Source organism: Actinophytocola sp. (assembly GCF_035942955.1).
Classification (GTDB): domain Bacteria; phylum Actinomycetota; class Actinomycetes; order Mycobacteriales; family Pseudonocardiaceae; genus DASYTH01.
Window position 1 is genome coordinate 16,147 of the sequence record NZ_DASZCQ010000300.1, and the last position, 22,689, is coordinate 38,835.

Consider the following 22,689-nt stretch of genomic DNA (forward strand, 5'->3'; position numbering starts at 1 on the left):
CCGTTGGGCGCCCCATCTAGTCCCGATCAGGCGATCGGGGTGCCGACCCGTTGCACCCGTTGGGTTCCGGCGCGCACCCGGTAGGAGCGGGCGTAGCTGAGCGCGCTGGCCGCGTCGGCCCGGTTGGCCAGGAAGTACCAGTCCATCTGCACCGCGGCCGGGGTCACCTCGAGCACCGCGGCGCCGTGCGAGTCGTACTCCACCCAGCGCACGTGCCGGTTGAGAGCCATGAGCGCGGTCTCCACGGCGGGTGAGACCGTGCGCGGCGGCACGCCGAGCAGGTCGTCGAGGTTGTCCGAGGTGACCGAGGTGGTCACCAGCTCGGTGGCCAGCGACGGCGACAGCAACGGGTAGAGCGCGGCGTCCCACGGCAGGTCGCAGGCCCAGGAGGAGTGGATGTCGCCGGTGAGGAACACGGTGTCGCGCACGCCGTTGTCGCGCAGGGCGCGCAGCACCCGGCGGCGGTCGGCGGTGTAGCCGTCCCACTGGTCGGTGAATACCGCGCCACCCTCCTCGGGCAGGCCCAGCAGCTTGAGCAGCGGCCCGGTCAGCTCGGCCGGCAGCGGCGGGACCAGCACCGGGGAGATCATCACCGGGTTGCCGACCAGCTTCCACTGCGCCGCGCTGCCGATCAGCCCGCTGGTCAGCCAGCTCAGCTGCTCGACGCCGGTGATCGTCCTATTGGGATCGTCCACCCTCGCCGGACAGCGCGCTCACCTGCTGGGAGCGGTAGCTGCGCAGGTCGAGCATGGACAGCTCGGCCAGCCGGCCGAACCGCAGTCTCCGATAAAGCGGCCGGTCGCCGGCGTTGCGCACCGGCATCCACTCGAAGTACGCCCGGTTGGCGATGGCCCGCCGGTCCACCCAGGAACCCTCACCCGGCTGGTGGTTCTCCGCGCCACCCGACCAGGCGTCATTAGCGGCCTCATGATCGTCCCAGGTGACGATCCACGGGCAGGCGGCGTGCAGCCGCTGCAGGTCCGGGTCGGACTTGTACTGGGCGTGCCGGGTCCGGTAGTCGGCGAGCGTGAGCATCTCGGCGGCCGGCGCGTGCGGGCGGACCGTGCTGCCCACCGGGAACTCGCCGGGCGCGTACTCGTAGAGGTAGTCGCCGAGGTGCACGACCGCGTCGAGGTCGCCGCGCTCGGCGAGGTGGCGGTAGGCGGCGAAGTACCCGGCCTGCCAGTTCGAGCAGGAGACCACGCCGAAGCGCAGCCGCGGCACGGCGGCGTCGGTGGCCGGCGCGGTCCGCGTGGCGCCGACCGCGGAGACGGCGTCGCCGAGCCGGAACCGGTAGTAGTACACAGTGGACGGTGCGAGGCCGGTGGCGTCCACCTTGACGGTGTGGTCGCGTTCCGGGCCGGTGGTGGCCGTGCCGGCGCCGACCACCGCGGCGAACGCCGGATCGGTGGCGACCTCCCAGACCACGTCGACGGTCGGACCCTGGCCGGAGCCGGGCAGCGCATCCGGGGTCGGCGTCACCCTCGTCCACAGCAGCACGGCGTCCGGAAGTGGATCACCGGAGGCGACGCCGTGCGCGAAGACCGGATCGGCCGGGCTGGCCGCCGCGGAGCCGAGGCCGCCGGCGGCGACGGCCCCGACGGCGCCGGCGGTGACGGTGGCGCCCGTGGCGCGGAGCAGGGTGCGGCGATCAAGAACGGGAGTCACGGTCGGAGATCGTGGCGTACCCCAGCGTCAACGCGCCAGGTTCGATCGGCTGAACCTCGCGGTACGGTCCGGCATGATCGGCCCGGCGCCCGGGCCGCCGCGCGCGGCCGGGACCGAAGGACTGCGCTATAAACGCACCATGTCGCGACGCGCAGAGATCAGAATGACGCCCGAGGAGGTCAAGGCCTTCCTTGAGTCCCAACGCACCGCGCACGTCGCGACCATCGGGCCCAACGGCCGGCCGCACCTGGTTCCGGTGTTCTACGTGACCCGCGGCGAGGCCGTGGCCACCTGGACGTACGCCAAGTCGCAGAAGGTGCAGAACCTGCGCCGGCAGCCCGAGGCGACGGTGCTGGTCGAGTCCGGCGAGGAGTACGCCGAGCTGCGCGGCGTCTCCATGGAGTGCGACGTGGAGATCCTCACCGACACCGAGCAGATCGCCGCGATCGGCCAGGAGCTCACCCGTCAGATGATCGACGACGCCGAGGTGGCCACGTCGGCGAGCCAGTTCGTCCGGGCCCAGGCGGAAAAGCGGGTCGGCCTGGTGTTCACCCCGACCAAGGTGATCAGCTGGGATCACGCCAAGCTGGGCGGAACCTACTGAGTGGCCCAGGGCCCGAGCGTGATCTTCCACTCGCGCACGACGCGCTCGGCCGCAATGCCCTCCGTGGTGTAGGGATCCTCGGCGAGCAGGCGGTCCAGCTCGTCGGCGTCGGCGACCCGGTACACGGCCAAGCCCGACTTGTCGTCGGCGAACGGCCCGCCCGCGAGCACCTTGCCCTCGTCGGCCAGGCGGCCGAGGTAGTCCCGGTGGCCGGGCCGGACCGCCGCCAGCCGGTCCCGGTCCTCGGTGTAGCGGGTCTCCACGGTGAACCAGGTCATGGGCAACCTCCCTGCTCCCCGGTAACCTCCAGACGTGGCAGGGGATGGTACAGACCGCAGTGAGGGCAGCGCGGAACGCAGCGTGGAGCGCACGCTGTCCCGGTTACACGCCATCGACACCGGCAACGTGCCCGCGGTCGCGCCCCAGGCCCCGCTGACCCTCGAGGACCTCTACCGCACACACCGGATGCGGCTGATCCGGCTGGCGCTGCTGCTGGTCGACGAGCCGGCGACGGCCGAGGACGTGGTCCAGGAGGCGTTCACCGGCCTGCACCGGCACTGGCACAACCTGCGCGACGCCGCCGCGGCCGTCGGCTACCTGCGCACCGCCGTGGTGAACGGGTCGCGCAGCGTGCTGCGCAGGCGGAAGACCGCGCGCGACTACAACCCGCCGCACGCCGTGAACGCCCGCTCGGCGGAAAGCCTTGCCATGCTGACGGCCGAGCACCAGTCGGTCGTTCGGGCGCTGTCGCACCTCCCGCCGCGCCAACGCGAGGTGCTCGTGCTGCGCTACTACGGCAACCTCACCGAGGCCGAGATCGCCGAGGCCGCCGGTATCTCCAAGGGCACGGTCAAGTCGACGGCGTCCCGCGCCCTCGAAGCCCTACAGAAGATCATGAACTCCCCGCACTAGCCCCGCTCAACCCGCCCACCCACCCCGCTCGACCCGCTATGGTATAGACCAATGGGCCCGAGGGCCCTCTAGCGACGGTCTGAACGTGGGTGCGGCATGACGGGACAGTTGATCGCCGGGGGCAGGGTGGTGACCGCCGGGGGCGTCCTCGATCCTGGGTGGGTCCTGGTCGAGAACGGCTCGATCGGCGCGCTGGGCACGGGGGCGCCGCCGGACGGCGGTCCGACGATGGAAGTGGACGCGACCGGGCGGTGGGTGGTCCCCGGGTTCGTGGACATCCACTGCCACGGCGGCGGGGGCGAGTCGTTCACCGACACCGACCCCGCGCGGGTCCGCCGGGCGGTCATGGCGCACCGCCGGCACGGCACCACGACGATGCTGGCCAGCCTGGTGTCCCGGCCGATTCCCGAGCTGGTCAACCAGGTCGCGGTGCTGGCCGAGCTGACCGGCGACGGCCTGCTCACCGGGATCCACCTGGAGGGGCCGTTCCTGTCCGCGGCCCGGTGCGGCGCCCATGATCCGTCGGTGCTGCGGCCCCCGGACGCCGACTCGGTGGGCGCGCTGCTGGCCGCCGGCAAGGGCGCGATCCGGATGGTCACCGTCGCCCCCGAGCTGGACGGCGCGCTGCTGGCGGTGAAGCGCCTGGTCGGCGACGGCGTGCTGGCCGCGATCGGGCACACCGACGCCACCGAGGCGCAGGTGCTGCCGGCGATCGAGGCCGGGGCGACCGTGGCCACGCACCTGTTCAACGGCATGCGGCCGCTGCACCACCGCGAGCCCGGCCCGATCGGCACGCTGCTCAACGACGAGCGGGTCACCGTGGAGCTGATCTGCGACCTGGTGCACGTGCACCCCAGCGTGATCCGGATGGCGGCGCGGCACGCCGGGCCCGAACGGACCGTGCTGATCACCGACGCGATCGCCGCGGCCGGGGTCGGCGACGGGGTGTACGACGTCGGCGGCCTGGCCGTCACGGTCACCGACGGGGTGCCCACGCTGGCCGGGGGCGCCTCGCTGGCCGGTAGCACGCTCACCATGGACGCGGCGTTCCGCAACCTGGTGCGCGGGTGCGGGCTGGGCATGCTGGAGGCGGTGGCGGCCACGTCGACCCGGCCCGCCGAGTTGCTCGGCCTGTCCAAGGTGACCGGGCAGCTTGCCGAGGGGCTGGCCGCCGACCTGGTGATCATGGACGAGAGCCTGCGGCCGGCCGCGGTGATGTACCGGGGTGAGTGGGTCGAGGACTAACGTCATCCACGTGGGCGACGAGGATCCGGAGCGGCTGATCGCCGAGGCGCTGCGCGCGCAGGCGTCGCGCACGCCGCTGCCGGACGCCGAGGCCACCCAGGTGCGCGCGGCGCCGGGGCTCGGGCTGGCGGGCAGCGGCTACGGGTTGCTGTCCGGCAGCGATCTGCCCCTGGTTCCGCCGCCGGCGCCGGCGCCGGCCGGGCAGGCGACCAGGAGGCTCGAGCCCGACCGGCGGGTGTCCGTGCTGGCGATCCTGCTGCTGGCGGCCGTGCTGGGGCTGGCGGCGGGAGCCGTGGCCGGACTGCTCACGCTGCTGTGAACCAGCCGTTTGTTACGTTCTCCGGGTGACGCACGCGCTTTCGGTGACCGCGATGTCGATCCTGCCGTCCTGGCTGGACCCCGAGGTGATCCTGCGCGGCCTCGGGCCGTACCTGCTTCCGGTGCTGTGCCTGATCATCTTCGCCGAGTGCGGCCTGCTCCTCGGGTTCTTCCTGCCCGGCGACTCCCTGCTGTTCACCGCGGGCCTGTTCGTGGCCAAGGACTGGATCCCGACCTCGCTGTGGCTGCTGTGCGTGCTGCTCACGGTCTGCGCGTTCGCCGGCAACGTGTGCGGCTACTGGATCGGCGCCAAGATCGGCCCGGCGCTGTTCAACAAGCCGGACTCCCGGTTGTTCAAGCGGGAGCACGTGGACAAGACGCACGAGTTCTTCGAGCGGTACGGGGCGCGGGCGATCGTGCTCGCCCGGTTCGTGCCGATCGTGCGCACGTTCATCACGGCCATCGCCGGCGTCGGCCGGATGGATCCCCGCAAGTACTTCGTGTACTCGGCGATCGGCGGCGTGCTGTGGGCCAGCGGGGTCACCGTGCTCGGCTACTTCCTCGGCCAGATCCCGTTCGTGCACGAGAACATCGAGGCGATCCTGGTGCTCGTCGTGGCGATCTCGCTGATCCCGATCGCCATCGAGATGGTCAGGGCGCGGCGAGCGAGAACATCGAGCCGGGATTGAACAGGTTGCCGGGGTCGAGCGCGGCCTTGATCGCGCGGTGCACGCGCAGGCCGACCGGGCCGATCTCCCTGGCCAGCCACTCGCGCTTGATCTTGCCGACGCCGTGCTCGCCGGTGACCGTGCCGCCGAGGCCGAGGCCCACCTCGAGGATGTCGTCGAACGCCTGGTGCGCGCGGGCGAACTCGGACTCCGACGTCGGGTCGTAGACGATCGTCGGGTGCATGTTGCCGTCGCCGGCGTGCCCGACCACCGCGATGCGCAGCCCGACCTCCTTGCTGATCCGCTCGCAGCCGGAGATCAGCTCGGCGATCCTGGTGCGCGGCACGCACACGTCGTCGGTCAGCCAGGCGCCGTAGACCTCAAGCGCCATCAGCACCGCCCGCCGGGCCTTGAGCAGCATCTGACCCTCGGCCAGGTCGTACGTGGTGTGCACCAGCTCCGCACCGGTGTCGGCGCACACCTGCTCGATCGCCGACAGCTCCCGCCGTGCCGCCTCGCCGCCGGAGTCGGACTGGCAGATCAGCAGTGCGGCGCAACCCTTTCCGGCGCCCAGCTCGGTCTTGAGGTACTCCTCGACGGCGGTGATCGAGGCGGCGTCCATGATCTCCATCAGGGACGGCACGATCCCCTCGCGAACCACCCGGCTGACCGCCGCGCCGGCGGCGCTGACCGAGCCGAACGCGGCCACCATCGTGCCCGGCGCCTGCGGCAGCGGGCGCAGCGCCAGCGTCGCCTGGGTGATCACGCCGAGGGTGCCCTCGCTGCCGATGAACAGCTTGGTCAGGTCGTAGCCGGCGACCCCCTTGACCGTGCGCCGGCCGGTCTTGAGCAGCTCCCCGTCGGCGAGCACGACCTCAAGGCCCAGCACCGAGTCCGTGGTGACGCCGTACTTCACGCAGCACAGCCCGCCGGCGTTGGTGGACAGGTTGCCGCCGATCGTGCACCAGTCGTAGCTCGACGGGTCGGGCGGGTAGAACAGCCCGTGCTTCTCCACGGCGTTGCGCAGGTCGAGGTTGACCACGCCGGGCTGCACGACCGCGAGCCGGTTGTCCGGGTCCACCTCGACGATCTCGTTCATCCGGGTGGTCACCAGGACCACGCAGCCGTCGATGGCGTTGGCCGCGCCGGACAGCCCGCTGCCCGCGCCGCGCGGCACGATCGGCACGCCGGCCGCCGCGCAGGCCCGCACCACCTCCTGGACCTGCGCCGCGTCCCCGGGCAGCACCACGGCAAGCGGTGCGCCGTGCGGGGCCAGCGGCATCATGTCGCGCCGGTAGCTGTCCGTCACGTCGGGATCGACGAGCACCGCGTCGTCGCCGACCGCCGAGCGAAGCCGGGCCAACAGCCCGTTGTCGGTGCCCACAATCGAACCGTAGCCCTTCCTTGAGCTGGAGTTGAACGCCCTTGGACAGAATCCCGACCGTCCTTGCAGCAAGGCGATGGCCAATCGCAGCCGAACCGACATCCGGGTGACCTACATTCGTTGACATTCCGTCAACGAGGACCGGGTCGGAAGGGCGGTGTGCGGAGATGACCCTGGCACACACGACCGTGGCGTCCGCGGCGCCCGCGCGCCTGCCGGTTCCGGCCACGCCGAGCGTGCAGAGCCGAGCGCTGGCGCAGCTGCTGATGAACAGCCTGCGGCGGGTCGGGGACGTGGCCCGGCTGCAGAACGTCCTCTACCGGCGCCTGGTGCGCGAGGTGTTCGACCTGGTCGGCTACACGCCGCTGGCCAGGGGCACCCGGGTGCACGCGATCACCGGGGACGGCGTGCGCGGCCTGTGGATCGCCGCCCGCAACGCCGACGAGACCGCCGGCGCGATCCTCTACCTGCACGGCGGCGGGTTCGTCTTCGGCGGCCCGCGCACCCACCGCCACCTGGTCGCCGCCCTGTCCGCGGCATGCGGCCGGCCCGCCCTGCTGCTGAACTACCGCCGGGCGCCCGAGCACCCGTTCCCGGCCGCCGCCGACGACGCCCTCTCCGGCTTCCGGTGGCTGCTCGACCAGGGCTTCCCGGCCGGCCGGATCGCGGTGATCGGCGACTCCGCCGGCGGTCACCTGGCCGCCGGCCTGCTGGCCGACCTGCACCGCAAGCGGCGGCCGATGCCCGCGGCCGCGGTGCTGTTCTCCCCGTTCCTCGACCTCACCGGCGCCGAGCTGGACGCAAGGGACGCCGCCCGGCGGGACCCGTTCGTGCCGCCGGCACGGGCCCGCGAATGCGGCCTCGCCTACGCCGGCAAGCTGGACTTCGGCCACAGACGGCTGGACGTGCTGCGCGGCGACAAGCGCCGCTGGCCGCCGATCCTGGTCCAGGTGGGCGACACCGAATGCCTGCTCGGCGACTCCGAGCGGCTGGCCGAGGCGGTCAACGCCGCCGGCGGCCACTGCGAGTTGCAGGTATGGCCCGGTCAGGTGCACGTGTTCCAGGCGTTCTACCCGCTGATTCCCGAGGGCCGCCGTGCCATTCGCGACGTGGCCGCCTTCCTCCGGCAGGTAACCGCCGAGCCGGTCGCGGCGACCGCTTAGCGGCTTACCGTCCCGCCGCGGAACGGGGCCACGTACGCTACCCCGGTGACCCTGGAGCTGGCCGAGTCGAATGCGCTGGCGACCGGCGTGCTCGGCACCGCCGGTCCGGTGATGGTGTGGGCGATCGTGCTTGGCTTCGTGTTCGCCGAGTGCGCGTTCATCATCGGCCTGTTCCTCCCCGGCGACTCGCTGCTGTTCGCCGCCGGCGTGGTGCTCGCCCAACATGATCACGAGGGGAACGCCTGGGCGCTGTCGGTCGTCGCCACGGCCGCGGCCATCGTCGGCAACATGCTCGGCTACTACATCGGCCACAGGACCGGGCACGCGATCATCGCCCGGCGCGGCGGGCGGGTGCTCAACCACGAGAACCTGGACCGGGCCAGGTGCTTCCTCGACCGCCGCGGGTTCTGGGCGATCGTGCTGGCCAGGTGGATCCCGTGGATCCGCACGCTGGCCCCGATGATCGCCGGCGCCGCCCGGATGGACTCGCGCCGGTTCCTGCTGGCCACGTCGTTCGGCGGGGTCGCCTGGGTGCCGACGCTGGTGCTGCTCGGCTACTACGGGGCGGGGCTGGTCGGCGGCCTGCCGTGGCTCAAGACGGTGGCGCTGTGGGGCAGCGTCGCCTTCTTCGTGGTCGGCACGGTGTACGGGATCTGGCGCTACCGGCAGGAGATGCACCGCCCGCCGGAGCGGATCGAGGTCGGCGTCGGCGTCCGCGTCGGGGTCAACTAGCCTTCTCCGCCCAGAGCACGAGCTGGATGCCGTCCGGGTCGCGGAGCGCGATCACCTCGGCGCCCGGCGCCGTCGGCTCCTCGGCGATCGGCGAGAACGTCACGCCGTGCTCCTCCAGCCGGTTCGTCCACTCCTTCAACGAGTCCACACCGGGCACGGAGAACGTCAGGTGATCGAGGCCGGGTCTGCGCTCGTCGAACAGGGCGCCGCCGGCCACCGGATGCTGCACAAGGGTCAGCGTGATGCCGAACCCCGGGCCGCGCAGGAACACCTTGCGCAGGCCGTGCTCACCGTCGTCCCTGCCGATCGTGCTGAACCCGAGCACCCGTTCGTACCAGGGAACGCTGCGGTCCACATCGGTCACGGTGAGGGCGACATGGTGCACGCCGGTGAGGTCGGGCATGGCGCGTCCTCTCGGTATTCGAAGGACCATTCGGGGCAGGAGACTCCGCCATACTGCCGCAGTCGGCCCGACCCGACCGGAGCCGTTACGGGATCTTTCGCAGGACGAGATCGGAACTGTGCGCGGTCGGGTTGACACGGTCGGCATTAGCCTGGTCGGACCCGAGCGCGCGGCCCCTTGCCGCCTCAAGCGACCGGCCGAACGCCCGGTGCCGCTCGATCAGCCGGCGGATGCGCAGGTCCTCGTCGGGCGCGAGGAACCACACCTCGTCAAGCAGCGGCCGCACCCGCGACCACGGCGGATCGGGCAGCAGCAGGTAGTTTCCCTCGGTGATCACCAGCGGGACCTCCGGCGGCACCGGCACCGCGCAGGCGATCGGCTCCTCGATCTCGCGGCGGAACTCGGGCGCGTACACCACCTCGCCGGCCCGGTGCGCGCGCAGCCGGGCGAGCAGGTGCACGTAGCCGGCCGCGTCGAAGGTATCCGGGGCGCCCTTGCGCTCCGCCCGCCCGAGCCGGTTCAGCTCCACCTGCGCCAGGTGGAAGCCGTCCATCCCGACGTACACCGCCGGCTCGCCGAGCGCGTCGACCAGCCGCTGCGCCAGCGTGGACTTGCCGGCGCCGGGCGGCCCGCAGAGGCCGAGCAGGTGCCGCTCACCCGGCACGGCCAGCCGCCGCGCCCTGGCCACCAGATCGTCGAACGAGGTCATCGGCCACCGGAGATGTTCAGCACCGCGCCGGTGACGTAGGACGCCGAAGGCGAGAGCAGCCAGAGGATCCCCTCGGCGATCTCCACCGGCTGGCCGGGCCGGCCCATCGGGATCAGCTGCGCCAGCCGGCTCGGCCGGTCCGGCAGCCCGGCCGCGGCGTGCAGGTCGGTCTCGACCACGCCCGGGGACACCGCGTTCACCCGGATCCCTTCGGTACCAACCTCTTTGGCCAGCCCCACGGTCATCGTCTCCACCGCGGCCTTGCTGCCCGCGTACATCACCCACTCGCCGGGGCCACCGAGCCGCGCGGCCGCCGAGGAGACGTTGACGATCGCGCCGCCGGGGCCGCCGTACCGGATGGACATCCGCCGCACCGCCGCCCTCGCGCACAGGAACACCCCGGTGACGTTGACGTCGAGCATCCGCCGCACGACGTCGACGTCCTGCTCGTCGAGCCGGCCGGGCGTGTTGCCGGTGATCCCGGCGTTGTTCACCAGCCCGGCAAGGACACCGAGCTCGTCGGCCGCCTTGAACAGCCGGTCCACCTCCGCCTCGTCCGCCACGTCCGCGCCCACCGCGACCGCGCGCCCGCCCGCCGCCTCGATCTCGGCCACGACACCGTCCGCCGCCGCCCGGTCGGCCGCGTAGTTGACCACCACGTCGTACCCGGCCGCCCCGGCCAGCCGGCACACTGCGGCGCCGATCCCCCGCCCGCCGCCGGTCACCACTACGACACCGTTGCGCACCTACGCATCATGCCGTTCCAGGGCCGCGGCGGCCTCGAGCAGCATCCAGCCGGAGAGCTGGATCGACAGGTCGCGCTCGAGCCGGGGGTCGCGGGCCGAGCGCGGGCTGACCGCCGGCTGCGACCACTCCGGGCCGAACAGCGGCCCGCCGCGGGCCAGCGCCCGGTTGCGCCAGGCGGACTCCGCGGAGGACCGCACCAGCCCGGCCGCCAGCTCGGCGCCGGACCCGGTCAGCCGCAAGGCCGCAAGGGCCAGGTACCGCGCCAGGATCCCGGCGAACAGGCCGCCGTCGCCCGCGCCCTGCCCGGGAAGCACGCCGTCCTCGGCGATCCGCCTGGCCACCGCGACGACCGTCCGCTCGGCCCGCCGCGCCCACTCGCCGGTCGGGTCGCCCTCGATCAGCTCGACGCAGGCGCCGAGGAACACGCCCTGGCAGTAGGTGTAGATAACCTGCACGACCTCCCGGATCGAGCCGTCCTCGTTGACGTACAGCCCGTCCCACAGCAGGTCGGTCCTGGGGTCGCGCAGCTGCTGGTCCATCCACTCGGCCATCGCGCGCGCCCGCTGCAGGTCGGCCCGCTCGCCGCCGACCCGCGACCACCTGGCCAGCAGGATCGCCGCGGGACCGTTGGCCGGCACGTTCTTGAAGCTGTCCCGGCGCCGCCACCAGATCCCGCCGCCGCCGTGGTCGGTCCAGCCGTCCCGCAGCCGGGCGGCGATCCGCACCATCGCGCGGTCCACCGGCAGGTCGACCACCTCCGACGCGCGCAGCAGCGCGAGCCCCAGCCAGGCGATGTCGTCGTAGTAGCTGTTGGTCCATGAGCCGATGTTGCGCATCCGGATCCCGCGGGCCAGCCGCGTGATGGACGCGGCGCGCGCCGAGCTCGGCTGCCGGAGCTGGGCGTCGACCAGGCAGTCCAGCAGGTGCGCCTGCCACCAGTAGTTCCAGTGCAGGTGCAGCCGCTGCCCAAGGCTCGCCGGCCAGCCGGCCCTGGCCAGCGCGGTTCGCGGCACCGCCCAGACCCGGCGCAGGTGCCGGGCCACCACGGCCTGCTCGGCGACGGCCGCCCGCGCCGCCCACAGCGTCGGCGACTGCTCGGGGTCGGCGGTGCCCTCCGCGGGCTCGGTGCCTCGTGTCACGACATCCATCGTGCGCGCTGGATCGTTCCGGACGCCTGAGGCACACCGCGAATGTCACCGGGCTGTGTCAAGGTGGACCTCATGACCACCACCGCGCACGTCACGTGTCCCCTGTGCGAAGCCACCTGCGGGCTGGCGGTGACCATGGAGGGCGACCGGGTCGTCGGGGTGCGCGGTGACGCCGACGACGTCTTCTCGCACGGCTTCATCTGCCCCAAGGGCGCCTCGCTCGGGGCCCTGCACCACGACCCCGACCGGCTGCGCGAGCCGATGGTCAAGCGCGGCGGCGAGTGGGTCGCGGTGGGCTGGGACGAGGCGTTCGCCGAGATCGACGCCCGGCTGCGGCCGATCATGGACGAGCACAGCCGGGACGCGGTGGCGGTCTACGCCGGCAACCCCTCCGTGCACAACACGTCGACCGCGCTGTACGGCCCGGTGCTGTTCAAGGCCTTGGGCACCAAGAACTTCTACACCGCGAGCACGGTCGACCAGCTGCCAAAGCACTTCTCCGCCGGCTACCTGTTCGGCCATGTGCTGAGCATCCCGGTGCCGGACCTCGACCGGACCGGGCACCTGCTGATGCTGGGCGCGAACCCGTTGGTGTCCAACGGAAGCCTGATGACCGTGCCGGACGCGCGGGGCCGGCTGCGGGCGATCCGGGAGCGCGGCGGGAAGATCGTGGTGGTCGACCCGAAGCGCTCGCGGACCGCGGAGCTGGCCGACGAGCACCATGCGATCCGGCCGGGGACCGACGCCCTGCTGCTGTTCGCCATGGTCCGGGTGCTGTTCGCCGACGGCCTGGTCGATCTCGGCCGCCTCGCCGACCACGTGACCGGGGTGGACGTGGTCCGGGAGCTGGCCGAGCCGTTCACCCCGGAGGCGGTCGCGCCGGTCACCGGGCTGGACGCCGGCGAGATCCGGCGGATGGCCCGCGAGCTGGCCGCCGCGGAGCGGGCCGTGGTGTACGGCCGGATCGGCACCACCACGCAGGCGTTCGGCACGCTGGCCAGCTGGCTGGTGGACGTGCTCAACGTGCTCACCGGCAACCTGGACCGGGCGGGCGGCGCGATGTTCCCGCTGGCCGCCGCCGGCCAGACGAACGCCAAACCCGGGCGCCGCAAGGGGTTCACGCACGGCCGGTGGCGCAGCCGGGTGCGCGGCCTGCCCGAGGTGATCGGCGAGCTCCCGGTGGCCACGCTCGCCGACGAGATCCTCACCCCGGGCGAGGGCCAGGTGCGGGCGCTGATCACGGTGTGCGGCAACCCGTGCCTGAGCACCCCCAACGCCGGCCGGCTCACCGAGGCGTTGCGGCAGCTGGACTTCATGGTGTCGCTGGACATCTACCTCAACGAGACCACCCGGCACGCCGACGTGATCCTGCCGGGGCCGACCGCGCTTGAGCGCCCGCACTACGACATCGCGCTCTACCAGCTCGCGGTGCGCAACGTGGCCAACTGGACCCCGGCCGCGCTGCCCACCGAGCTGCCGCAGGAGTGGCAGACCCTGCTGCGGCTGACCGGGATCGTCACCGGCCAGGGCCCCGACGCCGACGTCGCCGCGCTCGACGACTTCGTGGCCGGGCAGATCGCCGCGCGCTACGGCACCGACGCCGCGCTCGCCGCGGGCCGCACCGGACCGGCCCGGCTGATCGACCTGATGCTGCGCGCCGGCCCGTACGACCTCACGCTGGCCGACCTCGAGGCCGCGCCGCACGGCGTCGACCTCGGGCCGCTGCGGCCGCGGGTCCCGGACGTGCTCGGCACGCCAAGCGGCCTGATCGAGCTGGCCCCCGAGCCGATCACGGCCGACGTGCCGCGGCTGCGCGCCGAGCTCGACCGCGCGCCCGACGGGGCGCTGCTGCTCATCGGCCGCCGCCAGCTCGGCTCCAACAACTCCTGGATGCACAACCTGGAACCCTTGGTGCGCGGGCAGAATCGGTGCACCGCCCAGGTCCACCCGGACGACGCCGCCCGCCTCGGCCTCGTCGACGGCGGCCTGGCCATCGTTCGCTCCCGGGCCGGCAAGGTGGAGATCCCCGTCGAGATCACCGACGCCATCCGCCCCGGCGTGGTCAGCATCCCGCACGGCTGGGGCCACGACGTCGACGGCATCCGCGCCTCGGTCGCCGCCGCCCACCCCGGCGCCAACACCAACCTCCTCGCCGACGACACCCTCCTCGACGCCCCCTCCGGAACCTCCGTCCTCAACGGCATCCCCATCGAGGTCGAGCCGGCAAGGGCGGTCGGCAGGCAGTAGCCCGCACCGTCCAAAGTCGTCCAAGAATTGTCCTTTTCGGTGCTCGTGGGTTTAGTTACAGTGCGACCCGACCATGTGACGAACGCGCCCACCTTCGGTATGCGTATCGGGTCGTGACGCCCGGGAAGCTGGGACATCGGTCCCCTGGCTCCCGGGATTCCGGGCGGGAGAGGCTCTACGCCGCAAGGCCTCATCCACCCAACCCACAAAGGAGTGACCAATGTCCGGACCGAACGGTGACCGGGGGCAACAATGGATACATCCCATCCTCGGGGATCTGACCGTCTGGTACTCGACATTCGAGAAGTACGCGGCCGCGGCGGCGGTGAATGGCGCCGATTTCCACGGGGCGCATGTCGAGGCGCCGGCCACCCTGGACCGCGTGTGGCAGATTCTCCAGGATCACGCGGCTGAAATCGAGGCGCAGCCGCCGCACACGGTGGAGCAGCTGCAGTCCATTCTCGAAGGGAAGGTGCCGGTCGGCCCGTACCATGAGGGATCCATCTGCCACATGATCTGGCACTGGATTCACGGAGACCACGACTAACCACTGCGGCGAGACCTCGACTTCGAGGGGGGCGGATGTATTCCAACACGAAAGCCGCGGTGCGAAGGCTGCGGTTCGACGGGGAAGTCGTGGTCTCTCGCCTCCTCGCGTCGGTGGCGGCGGCATTTCTGGTAGCGGCCGCCACCGCACATGCGCTGGCACCGCACGCGGTGCACGCATCCCATCCGCGCAACTGGGTGATCGCGGTGGCATGTTCCCTGCTCGGATTGCGCATCATCGCCTATACCAGGAGAAATGCCGTCGGCTGGCTCATCCTCGGCATAGGGATGTGTGGGGCCGTCACCGTCGGCGCCGACACCTGGTCCACGATGTACTGGTGGGCGTGGATCAGCACCTGGTCGCCCTGGCCCGCATTCGCCCTGCTGCCGATCGCCATTCTGATCTTTCCCAACGGCCGGCCGCTGTCGGCGCGATGGTGGCCGGTGCTCGTCCCGGCCGTGGCCGGAGTCCTGCTTCCGGTGGTCGGCATCGGCTGGGCGGCCTGGGCCAGCCCGGCGACCTTCTGGCAGGACGTCCTGCATGGCGCGGCCCGGCGCGGTACCCCGCTTCTGCTGGTGCTGACCGGGTTCGCCTGCTTCGTCGCCAGCCTGGTCGGCGCGGTCGCGTCGCTGTTCGTGCGGCTGCGCCGGGCCGCGGGGACGCAACGCCGGCTGCTGGTGTGGGCCGCCGCATGCACGGCGCTGATGATTCCCGCGTTCGTGTTCGACACTCTGGGAGCGCTGTGGGGCGCCTGGGTCGTGCTCGCGGCGTTCCCGGTCGCGGCGCTGATCGCGATCCTTCGCTTCGGTCTCTACGACATCGACCTCCTCATCCACCGCACCGTGCTGTACGGACTGCTCACGGTGGCGCTGACCGCCGTCTACACGCTGGTCGTGCTGATCGCCACGAGGCCGTTGCCGGCCCAGGCCAGCGTGATCGGCACCGTTGCCGTGGTGGTGGTGCTCGCCCCGCTGCACCGGCTGCTGCGGGTCCGGCTGGACCGTTGGCTCTACGGGCATCGCGCCGATCCGTACCGTGCGCTGTCGCAGCTCGGCGAGCAGCTGGCGAACCCATTGCGGCCCGACGAGGTGTTCCCGGCCGTCGCCGAGTCCGTCGGCACGGCGCTCAAGTTGCCGTACGTGGCGATCTACCTGGACACCGACGGGCAACCGGAGCTGCTTGCCAGGTATGGGCGCGCGCACGACTGGCACCCGCTGCGGGTGCCGATGACGCACGGCGGCGTCCAGGTCGGACAGATCGTCGCCGAGAACCGGTCGCCGGAGGAGAGGTTCGGCCGCCGCGAACGCCGCCTGCTCGCCGACCTGGCCCGCCAGGCGGCGCCCGCGGCGCAGTCCGTGCGGCTCATGCGCGACCTCGACCGGATCAACCGGCAGTTCGAACAGGAGCGGGAAGAGGATCTGCAACGGATCACGAGGGATCTGCACGACGGGATCAAGCCGAGCCTGGCGGGCATCCGGTTGAAGGTCGATGCCGCACGGAAGCTGGCGAGCGACACGCCCCGGATTCGCGAACATCTCGATCTCGTGAGTGTCGACCTGACCTCGATCTCGTCCCAGGTGCACGAGCTGATCAGGAACATTCCGCCGCGGGAGCTCCACTTGGGCCTGCTCGAGGCGGTGCGCTGGCAGGCGGAGCGGTTCCGCAGCTCCCTCGCCGTGCGCGTGATCGCCGACGGCACGCTGCGGGACCTGCCCGCGGCCGTCGAGATGGCGGCGTACCGGATCGTCGGCGAGGCACTGGCCAACGTCAGCCGGCACGCGAACGCCTGCTCGTGCCGGATTGTCATCAGGCGGACCGATGTCCTGGAATTGACCATTGTCGACGATGGCGACGGGATCGCTCCGAACGCGGCTCCGGGAATCGGCTTGGACTCGATGCGCAGGCGCTGTGAAGATCTCAATGGAACGTTCACCATCACGTCCCTGCCTCAGGGAACCCAGATCACGGCTCGCCTTCCGCTCCCGCCCGAATGATCGTTTTCGGCGATCAATGCCGACCGGCAGTTGAACACGGCGAGACCGGCAGTAAACTTCGGAGCTCAGCACGTGATCAGCTGCTAGGAGCATGCATCGTGCATGATCAACTGCTTCGAGTGGTGATCGTGGATGATCACCCCATCTTTCTGAGTGGCTTACGCGCTCAGTTCGCGATATACGACGATATCGAAGTAGTGGGCGAATTCATCACGGCGGACGCGGCGATCGAAGCGGTACCCGAGCTGAAGCCGTCGGTGACGCTCATGGACCTGACGCTGCCCGAGCGCGCCGGCGCGGAGGCCACCTTTTGCGGTGTCACCGCCATTCGGGAGATCCGGCACCGCTGGTCCGACGCGGGCATCCTGGTCGTGACCTCTTACAGCGAGCCGGAACTGGTGCGCGAGGTCATCTCGGCGGGCGTGTGCGGATACCTCCTGAAACAGGACGATCCCACGGACTTCGTGCAGAAGATGCGGCTGGCGGCCAACGGCGTCGGGGTGTTCAGCTCGCCCATCAGGAGGCTTCTGCCCGCCCTGGTGCCCGAGGTGTCGAATGGCATCCGCCCATTTCGTCAGCTGACCAACCGCGAGCACGACGTGCTCGACCTGGTCGCGCGCGGGATGACCAACGCCGAGATCGCCAGGCGGCTCGACGTGGCGGAGAAAACCGTGGCGAACGGCGTTTCCACCATCATCAGCAAGCTCGGCGTAACGGACCGCAAGAAGGCGGGCGAGTTGGCCAGGGCTCGAGGGCTCGGCCGGCCGCAGAACGGGGAGTCTCCCGAATAATCGGGACGGCAATCTACCTATCTCCCGGGAAGGCGGGTGGTGGAGGCTGCTATCCATGATTCCCCGATCTGCCGAACAACCGCGTTACCGCACCGTCCTTGCGGTCGACATCGAGGGTTCCACCACCAGGACCAACCGCGCGAAGGCGCGGGCGCGCGACGTGATGTACGGCCTCGTCGCCGAGGCCATGGCGGCCAGCGGGATCGGGCGGCAGCACCACGATCCGTTCATCGACCGGGGTGACGGGCTGCTCGTGTTGATCCAGCCGGCCGACCAGGTGCCGAAGACGTTGCTGCTGAGCGCGGTCATTCCGGTCCTCACCGGGCTGCTGAGCCTGCACAACGGGCGGCATCCCGATGACCCGCTCCGGCTGCGCGCCGTCGTGCACGCGGGCGAGGTGCACTACGACGACAGGGCTCCGTTCGGCGAGACGCTCGATGTCGCGTTTCGATTGCTCGACGCTGCCGAGCTCAAGCGGGCGCTTGGCCACACCAGCGCACCGCTCGTGCTGGTGATCTCCGGTGAGCTGTACACATCGGTCGTTCGGCACGGATACGACGGCATCGATCCCCGGTCGTTCGTGCCCCTTGTCGGTCTGCGGGTCGCGAACACGTGGCAGGGCGGCTGGCTACAGCTGCCGGGATCCACGCAGGCGCGCATCCGCCTGATCTCCTCCTCGAGGCTCTGCGCCACCCGGAGATGATCACCACGCCGTGGCCAGGTCGGCATGCTGGCGGATCCAGGCGTGCATGACGATGCCGGCGGCGACGCCGGCGTTGATCGAGCGGGTGGAGCCGAACTGGGCGATCGACACGATCAGGGGGGCCGCGGCGCGGGCCGCGTCGGTGAGGCCGGGGCCCTCCTGGCCGAAGAGGAGGACGCAGCGCCGGGGGAGGGCGGCGGTCTCCACCGGGGTGGCGCCCGGGGTGTTGTCGACCGCGACCAGCGTCAGGTTCTCCTTGCCGGCGAAGGAAAGCAGCGAGTCGACGTCGGGGTGGTGGACGATGTGCTGGTACCGGTCGGTGACCATGGCGCCGCGGCGGTTCCAGCGGCGGCGGCCGACGATGTGCACGGCGCGGGCGGCGAAGGCGTTGGCGGTGCGCACGACGGTGCCGATGTTGTGGTCGTGCCGGAAGTTCTCGATGGCCACGTGGAAGTCGTGCCGGCGCCGGTCGAGGTCGGCGATCACCGCGTCGCGGCGCCAGTAGCGGTAGGCGTCGACGACGTTGCGGCGGTCGCCGTTGGCCAGCAGCTCTGCGTCGTAGCGCGGGTCGTCGGGCCACTCGCCCGGCCACGGGCCGACGCCGACCGGCTCGCCGAACTCCCACTCGGTCGGCCCCTGCTCGGTCAATGCGTCGCCACGAGCCGGCGCCGCTTCCAGAGCAGGTACGCGCCGGCGTAGGAGAAGATCAGCACGAGGACCGCGGCCACGGTGAACGCCGGGAGCAGGCCGCGCGGGATCAGGTCGTCGTAGATGTAGTACTCGTTGAAGCCGCCGGGCAGCGGGCCGAGCCCCTGCCGGGCCCGGAAGTGGTCCTCGAGCGTGGTCAGCGGGCAGGGCAGCCCCGGCACCACGTTGACCGCGACCCCCCACACCACGAAGAACACGTGCACGAAGATCGACTTCGGCCAGCGCCAGGCCAGGAAGCCGCCGAGCCCGATGTAGAGCAGGGCGGCGAAGTGCACGACCACCGTCGCTGCGGCGAGAAACCCGGCCATAGGCCCAGGTTAGCTCTGTGCCGGCGGCAGCTGCTGACCCATCGGCGGCGTCGGGGTGACCGGCTCGTTGAGGCCGTTGAGCGCGCCGCGCAGCGACGGGGCGGCCCGCACGCCCGGGTCGTCCACCTCGTAGTACTCCCGCTTGACGAACTTGCCGACGTTGGCGACCACGCTGGACGGGAACGTGTCGAACCGGGTGTTGTACGCGCGCACGTTGCCGTTGTAGAACCGGCGCCCGGCGGCGATCCGGTCCTCGCACTCGACCAGCTGGGTCTGCAGGTAGAGGAAGTCCTGGTTGGCCTTGAGGTCCGGGTACGACTCGGCGACGGCGAAGAAGCCGGCCAGCGCGCCGTTCAACGCCTGCTCCGCGCGGCCCTGCCTGGCCGGGCCGGCGCCGTGCGCGGCCACCGCCTGCGCCCGCGCCCGGGTCACCTGGGTCAGCGTGGCCTGCTCGAACTTCGCCGCCGCCGCCGTCACCTCGACCAGGTTGCCGATCAGGTCGTGCCGGCGCTGCAGCTCGACGTCGATCTGCCGCCAGGACTCCTCGATCGTGTTGCGCTGCCGGGCAAACTTGTTGTAGCTGGCGATGAAGCCGAGCACCGCGAGCACGATCAGCGCGACGACGATCAGCAGGACGATCAGCACGGCATCCACGACGGAAGGCTACTACCTGGCAAGGTGGCCCGCCCGCAGCTCGCGCTGCGTTCCGGCGAACCGGCGCCGCAGCCGGCGGTCGTGCGAGACGGCCAGCACCGCGCCGGCGAACCCGCCGAGCGCCTCCTCCAGCTCCTCGACCAGCGCCGGGGACAGGTGGTTGGTGGGCTCGTCGAGCAGCAGCAGGTCAACCTCGGTGCTCAGCAGCCGGGCGAGCGCCAGCCGCCGGCGCTGCCCCGCGGACAGCGCCCCGACCGGCACCCGCAGGTCGTCCGGCCGGAACAGGCCAAGCTGGAGCAGGGCGGCCGCGTGCTCGTCGGCATCCCCTTGCCGCCCCTCGGCGTACGCGGACAGCAGGCTCCGGTCGGGCCGTCCCACCGGGATCTCCTGCGCCAGGTACCCGATCCGCCCGCGCCGGCGCACCTCGCCCCGGTCCGGCGTCAGGTCGCCGGCGAGCACCCGCAGCAGCGTGGTCTTGCCGGCGCCGTTGGGCCCGTACACGAGCAGCCGGTCCCGGCCGCCGACGGTCAGCTCCTCGACGCGGAGCCGGCCGGCGACCAGGATCCCGCGCGCCGCCACTACCGGCTCGGCCGTGCCGCCGGACAGCCGCGCGGCGAAGCGCAGCGGATCGGGCGGCCGGGGCACCGGATCCTCGCGCAGCCGGCGCAGCCGCTCCTGGGCGTTGCGCACCCGCATGGAGATCGAGCTCTGCACCCGCTCCCGGTCCCGGTCGTAGGCCGGCTTGTTGCGGTCCTTCATCGGCCGGTCCGGCGCCACCCGGTGCGCCGTCGTGGCGGCGTACGCGGTGAGCTGGCGGACCTCGTCGGTCCACCGCCGGTGCGCCTGCTCCCAGCGGCGGCGGGCCGCGGCCTTCTCGGCCAGGTAGCCGGCGTAGCCGTCGCCGTACCGGGCCAGCGTGCGCCGGTCGCCGTCCACCTCGACGATCGCCGTCGCCACCCGCTCGAGGAACAGCCGGTCGTGCGAGACGGCGACGACCGTTCCGGGGTGCCCGCGCAGCTGATCCTCCAGCCAGGTCAACCCGTGGGCGTCGAGATGGTTGGTCGGCTCGTCGAGCAGCAGCACCTCGGGCCGCGCGGCCAGCAGGCAGGCCAGCCCGAGCCGGGCCAGCTCCCCGCCGGACAGGCTGCCCAGCGTCCGGTCCCGGCCGACGCCGGTCAGGCCGAGCGCGTGCATCGCCCGGTCCACGTGAGCGTCGGCGTCGTACCCGCCGCGCAGCTCGAACTCGGTGAGCAGGTCGCCGTACCTGGCCAGTCCGGCCGGTCCGACCTCGGCGAGTCGCGCCTCGGCCGCACGCAGCTCGTGCTCAAGCCGGCGCAGGTCGGCAAGGGCGCGGTCGACCGCGTCCCGCACTGTCCGATGTGGAGGGAGGGTGGGCGTCTGGGCGAGGTGGCCGAGGCTGCCCGCGACCACGACGACCTCGCCGTCGTCCGGCTCCTCGAAGCCGGCGAGCAGGCGCAGCAGCGTGGACTTGCCGGCGCCGTTCTCGCCGACGATGCCGACCCGCTCGCCCGGACGCACGGTGAGCGAGACCGCGTCGAACAGGCGCCGGTCGCCGTAGGACTTGCTGACGACACGCAGCGTCAACTGGGTAGACATGGCGAAACCCCCGATCGGTCATTCCACAGAGGACTCATGGGAATGCCGTCAGAGGCGCATACCTCCACCATGCCACGGACCCCGGCGCCTGCGCACCGGATTTTCGACGTGGCGCTACAGACCCAGGTCGGACAGGTCCAGCAGGTAGCGGTACGGCAGGCCGCGGGCCTCGATCGCCTGGCGCGCGCCGGTGTCGCGGTCGACCACGGTGGTCACCCCGACGACCGTGGCGCCGGCCTCGGTGAGCGCGTCGACCGCGGTGAGCACGCTGTTGCCGGTGGTGGACGTGTCCTCGACCGCGAGCACCCGCTGCCCGGCCACCTCGATGCCCTCGATCCGCCGCTGCGTGCCGTGCTCCTTGGTGCTCTTGCGCACCACGAACACGTCGAGCACCTCGCCGGCGGCCGCCGCGGCGTGCATCATCGCGCACGCCACCGGGTCCGCGCCGAGCGTCAGGCCGCCGGCCGCCACATAGCGCCAGTCGGCCGTGAGCTGCCGCAGCAGCCGCCCGATCAGCGGGGCCGCGGCATGATGCAGCGTCGCCCGGCGCAGGTCGATGTAGTAGTCGGCCTCCTTGCCGGAGGCGAGCACGAAGCGGCCGTGCAGCACGGCCAGCTCGGTCACCAGCCGGGCCAGCTCACGCTTCGCGCCGAGATCGACTCCGGGAACAGCTCCAGTCCGCACAAGTTCCCAGCCTGGCACACCGGCCGCCCCGGCACCGCGCGCGAAACGCCCGGTGAGGCGGACTAGGGTTTCCAGACGAAGCTCGGCACCTGCTCGAGGATCTCGCCCAGGTAGTCGAGCATGCCCATCAGCTTGTCGATCTCCAGCGGTCCCTTGGCCCAGGTGACCAGGTCACCCTGCTCGAACCGGAACGCCCAGCCGAGGTCGGCGGCGCGCCGGTCCCCGATCAACCACTCCATCATGCGCGGATGCAGGACGTCATAGGCAAACTTCGCGTCCGCCGTGTCGACGTGGAACCTCTCGTTGAACTCGTCGCTCTCCAGTTGCAGGTCCCGCACCCCGATCAGGCCGAGCAGCTTGCGACCGAGGCCCTCCCGCTTCACCTCGAGCCATGGCCGGTGCGCCGGCGTGGCCAGCGCGGCCACCGTGAACGTGTAGGTGGTCGAGTTGTCCCCGCTGCCCTCGGTGTAGCTGTACTCGAAGGCGGTCACCCGCCGACCGCGGTGCTGCCCGGACAGCACGTGCCTGACCCTGCGACTCGAACCCCGACCGAACGGCGTACCCGTGTAGCGGTCGGCGAGTGAGTCGTCGCGTTCCTCGTACTGCCAGCCACGCTGCGCGGCGAACGCCGAAAGCTCGCCGATCCTCTGCTTGCGTAGGCGCCACTTGACCACGCTCCAGATGCCGAGGCCGACCGCGGCCAGCGCGAACAGCACCCAGAAGTCCACGGGTCCG

At 71.7% G+C, this 22,689-nt stretch carries 26 protein-coding genes; 12 read left to right on the forward strand and 14 right to left on the reverse strand.

Annotated features, from left to right (window positions below; genetic code table 11):
- Positions 1-26 precede the first annotated feature (26 nt).
- Both VGX25_RS30030 and VGX25_RS30035 read right to left on the reverse strand, forming a co-directional pair.
- The gene (locus VGX25_RS30030; protein ID WP_326921307.1) at positions 27-695 is read right to left on the reverse strand and encodes an alkaline phosphatase D family protein; all 669 of its coding nucleotides are present in this window, start codon (positions 693-695) and stop codon (positions 27-29) included.
- Positions 679-1,668, reverse strand: a complete 990-nt coding sequence (locus VGX25_RS30035; RefSeq protein WP_326921308.1) for an alkaline phosphatase D family protein — start codon at positions 1,666-1,668, stop codon at positions 679-681. The genes VGX25_RS30030 and VGX25_RS30035 overlap by 17 nt, the downstream gene beginning before the upstream one ends.
- Positions 1,669-1,807: 139 nt before the next feature.
- Between VGX25_RS30035 and VGX25_RS30040 the strand changes: the two genes are divergently transcribed.
- Positions 1,808-2,272 carry a pyridoxamine 5'-phosphate oxidase family protein gene (locus tag VGX25_RS30040; protein ID WP_326921309.1) on the forward strand — a complete coding sequence of 155 codons (465 nt, stop codon included), beginning with the start codon at positions 1,808-1,810 and terminating at the stop codon, positions 2,270-2,272.
- Here the strand turns inward: VGX25_RS30040 and VGX25_RS30045 are convergent.
- Positions 2,266-2,550 carry a YciI family protein gene (locus VGX25_RS30045; protein ID WP_326921310.1) on the reverse strand — a complete coding sequence of 95 codons (285 nt, stop codon included), beginning with the start codon at positions 2,548-2,550 and terminating at the stop codon, positions 2,266-2,268. The genes VGX25_RS30040 and VGX25_RS30045 overlap by 7 nt on opposite strands.
- Before the next feature lie 34 nt (positions 2,551-2,584).
- Between VGX25_RS30045 and VGX25_RS30050 the strand changes: the two genes are divergently transcribed.
- From VGX25_RS30050 to VGX25_RS30065, 4 genes are all read left to right on the forward strand, one after another.
- Complete coding sequence (locus VGX25_RS30050) at positions 2,585-3,184, forward strand: SigE family RNA polymerase sigma factor (RefSeq protein WP_326921311.1); 600 nt, start codon at positions 2,585-2,587, stop codon at positions 3,182-3,184.
- Between the two features lie 96 nt (positions 3,185-3,280).
- Positions 3,281-4,429: an N-acetylglucosamine-6-phosphate deacetylase gene (gene nagA, locus VGX25_RS30055; RefSeq protein WP_326921312.1), complete on the forward strand. Its 1,149-nt coding sequence runs from the start codon at positions 3,281-3,283 to the stop codon at positions 4,427-4,429.
- A gap of 10 nt (positions 4,430-4,439) precedes the next feature.
- The gene (locus VGX25_RS30060; protein ID WP_326921313.1) at positions 4,440-4,748 is read left to right on the forward strand and encodes a hypothetical protein; all 309 of its coding nucleotides are present in this window, start codon (positions 4,440-4,442) and stop codon (positions 4,746-4,748) included.
- A gap of 52 nt (positions 4,749-4,800) precedes the next feature.
- Positions 4,801-5,436, forward strand: a complete 636-nt coding sequence (locus tag VGX25_RS30065; RefSeq protein ID WP_326921338.1) for a DedA family protein — start codon at positions 4,801-4,803, stop codon at positions 5,434-5,436.
- Here VGX25_RS30065 and VGX25_RS30070 read toward each other — a convergent pair.
- The gene (locus VGX25_RS30070; RefSeq protein WP_326921314.1) at positions 5,399-6,799 is read right to left on the reverse strand and encodes an FAD-binding oxidoreductase; all 1,401 of its coding nucleotides are present in this window, start codon (positions 6,797-6,799) and stop codon (positions 5,399-5,401) included. The genes VGX25_RS30065 and VGX25_RS30070 overlap by 38 nt on opposite strands.
- Positions 6,800-6,966: 167 nt before the next feature.
- On the opposite strand from VGX25_RS30070, the gene VGX25_RS30075 reads away from it, so the two are divergent.
- Together VGX25_RS30075 and VGX25_RS30080 are read left to right on the forward strand one after the other, a co-directional pair.
- The gene (locus tag VGX25_RS30075) at positions 6,967-7,962 is read left to right on the forward strand and encodes an alpha/beta hydrolase (protein ID WP_326921315.1); all 996 of its coding nucleotides are present in this window, start codon (positions 6,967-6,969) and stop codon (positions 7,960-7,962) included.
- A gap of 111 nt (positions 7,963-8,073) precedes the next feature.
- On the forward strand, positions 8,074-8,694 hold the full coding sequence (locus tag VGX25_RS30080; RefSeq protein WP_414636033.1) for a DedA family protein: 621 nt from the start codon (positions 8,074-8,076) through the stop codon (positions 8,692-8,694).
- Here VGX25_RS30080 and VGX25_RS30085 read toward each other — a convergent pair.
- From VGX25_RS30085 to VGX25_RS30100, 4 genes are all read right to left on the reverse strand, one after another.
- Positions 8,687-9,097 (reverse strand): VOC family protein, encoded by a 411-nt coding sequence (locus VGX25_RS30085; protein WP_326921317.1) that lies wholly within the window; start codon positions 9,095-9,097, stop codon positions 8,687-8,689. The two genes, VGX25_RS30080 and VGX25_RS30085, sit on opposite strands and share 8 nt — an antisense overlap.
- Before the next feature lie 85 nt (positions 9,098-9,182).
- Positions 9,183-9,806: a nucleoside/nucleotide kinase family protein gene (locus VGX25_RS30090; RefSeq protein WP_326921318.1), complete on the reverse strand. Its 624-nt coding sequence runs from the start codon at positions 9,804-9,806 to the stop codon at positions 9,183-9,185.
- Positions 9,803-10,552, reverse strand: coding sequence for an SDR family oxidoreductase (locus VGX25_RS30095; RefSeq protein WP_326921319.1), 750 nt, complete (start codon positions 10,550-10,552; stop codon positions 9,803-9,805). The genes VGX25_RS30090 and VGX25_RS30095 overlap by 4 nt, the downstream gene beginning before the upstream one ends.
- Entirely contained in the window at positions 10,553-11,635 is a 1,083-nt protein-coding gene (locus VGX25_RS30100) for a glycoside hydrolase family 76 protein (protein WP_326921339.1), read from the reverse strand. It lies immediately after the preceding gene.
- Between the two features lie 138 nt (positions 11,636-11,773).
- Here VGX25_RS30100 and VGX25_RS30105 point away from each other — a divergent pair, with 138 nt between their 5' ends.
- From VGX25_RS30105 to VGX25_RS30125, 5 genes are all read left to right on the forward strand, one after another.
- A complete protein-coding gene (locus VGX25_RS30105; protein ID WP_326921320.1) occupies positions 11,774-13,948 on the forward strand; it encodes a molybdopterin-dependent oxidoreductase in 2,175 nt (724 codons plus the stop codon).
- A gap of 220 nt (positions 13,949-14,168) precedes the next feature.
- Positions 14,169-14,495 carry a hypothetical protein gene (locus tag VGX25_RS30110; RefSeq protein ID WP_326921321.1) on the forward strand — a complete coding sequence of 109 codons (327 nt, stop codon included), beginning with the start codon at positions 14,169-14,171 and terminating at the stop codon, positions 14,493-14,495.
- A gap of 59 nt (positions 14,496-14,554) precedes the next feature.
- Complete coding sequence (locus tag VGX25_RS30115; RefSeq protein WP_326921322.1) at positions 14,555-16,489, forward strand: ATP-binding protein; 1,935 nt, start codon at positions 14,555-14,557, stop codon at positions 16,487-16,489.
- Between the two features lie 98 nt (positions 16,490-16,587).
- The gene (locus tag VGX25_RS30120) at positions 16,588-17,280 is read left to right on the forward strand and encodes a response regulator transcription factor (protein ID WP_326921323.1); all 693 of its coding nucleotides are present in this window, start codon (positions 16,588-16,590) and stop codon (positions 17,278-17,280) included.
- 55 nt (positions 17,281-17,335) lie between these two features.
- Complete coding sequence (locus VGX25_RS30125; RefSeq protein WP_326921324.1) at positions 17,336-17,983, forward strand: hypothetical protein; 648 nt, start codon at positions 17,336-17,338, stop codon at positions 17,981-17,983.
- On the opposite strand, the gene VGX25_RS30130 is transcribed toward VGX25_RS30125, so the two are convergent.
- From VGX25_RS30130 to VGX25_RS30155, 6 genes are all read right to left on the reverse strand, one after another.
- The gene (locus VGX25_RS30130; RefSeq protein WP_326921325.1) at positions 17,984-18,631 is read right to left on the reverse strand and encodes an RNA methyltransferase; all 648 of its coding nucleotides are present in this window, start codon (positions 18,629-18,631) and stop codon (positions 17,984-17,986) included.
- On the reverse strand, positions 18,628-18,999 hold the full coding sequence (locus tag VGX25_RS30135) for a DUF2784 domain-containing protein (RefSeq protein ID WP_326921326.1): 372 nt from the start codon (positions 18,997-18,999) through the stop codon (positions 18,628-18,630). Before VGX25_RS30135 ends, VGX25_RS30130 begins: the two co-directional genes overlap by 4 nt.
- 9 nt (positions 19,000-19,008) lie before the next feature.
- Positions 19,009-19,653 carry a LemA family protein gene (locus VGX25_RS30140; protein ID WP_326921327.1) on the reverse strand — a complete coding sequence of 215 codons (645 nt, stop codon included), beginning with the start codon at positions 19,651-19,653 and terminating at the stop codon, positions 19,009-19,011.
- 12 nt (positions 19,654-19,665) lie between these two features.
- Positions 19,666-21,270: a ribosomal protection-like ABC-F family protein gene (gene abc-f / locus VGX25_RS30145; protein ID WP_326921328.1), complete on the reverse strand. Its 1,605-nt coding sequence runs from the start codon at positions 21,268-21,270 to the stop codon at positions 19,666-19,668.
- Positions 21,271-21,384: 114 nt separating this feature from the next.
- On the reverse strand, positions 21,385-21,954 hold the full coding sequence (pyrE, locus tag VGX25_RS30150) for an orotate phosphoribosyltransferase (RefSeq protein ID WP_326921329.1): 570 nt from the start codon (positions 21,952-21,954) through the stop codon (positions 21,385-21,387).
- Positions 21,955-22,016: 62 nt separating this feature from the next.
- Entirely contained in the window at positions 22,017-22,682 is a 666-nt protein-coding gene (locus tag VGX25_RS30155) for a DUF3137 domain-containing protein (RefSeq protein WP_326921330.1), read from the reverse strand.
- Positions 22,683-22,689 lie beyond the last annotated feature (7 nt).